Consider the following 690-nt stretch of genomic DNA (forward strand, 5'->3'; position numbering starts at 1 on the left):
AGGTAATTAAAATAATATCCTCAGCTCTTACTTTTGAAGGTAAACTATAAAGAAAATAAATAGCTGCCTCGAAAATTTTAGTACCGGTTATACGCTCCAAATAATTCTTGATAGTTTGAATATTATAAGAAAAGGTAACACCAAGGATTACACCTAGTGTTGTGCCAAGTAATCCTATAAACATTCCGTTATAGATAAAAATAAGCATTATTTGCTTAGTGCTTGCTCCCATAGTGCTAAGAATTGCAATATCTGAAGTTTTATCTTTAACAAGCATAAATAAGCTTGCAATAATATTAAATGCGGCAACCGTAATAATTAAAGATAGAATAGTAAACATAGCCGTACGCTCAACAGCAAGAGCACTTAAAAATTGTGAATTTAAGGTTTGCCAATTAAATACATATAGGGTTGGACCTAATAGTGATTGTATTTTATATGAATATGCGAGAGCGTTATTGGGATCTAGACTATTAATTTCGATTAAATTAATATCGTCGCCGAGAGATAAGAAATTTTGTGCTGCGGTAAGCGGCATTAATATCGTTGTCAAATCATAATCATACATACCGCTATTGAAAATTGCTATAACTTTAAATTCTTTTGATCTTGGTATACTGCCAAAGGTGGTAGAAACTGAATTCGGTGAAATTAATCTAATCTTATCCCCAACGGTTACGCCTAAATTGC

At 32.2% G+C, this 690-nt stretch carries 1 protein-coding gene; it reads right to left on the bottom strand.

Going from position 1 to position 690, the window contains the following annotated elements; translation table 11 throughout:
• Nucleotides 1-690: FtsX-like permease family protein (locus tag O6R16_RS07925; protein WP_499680699.1), on the bottom strand; the 690-nt coding region annotated here is incomplete at both ends.

The sequence above is a fragment of the Candidatus Rickettsia tasmaniensis genome (assembly GCF_036857515.1).
GTDB lineage: Bacteria > Pseudomonadota > Alphaproteobacteria > Rickettsiales > Rickettsiaceae > Rickettsia > Rickettsia rickettsii.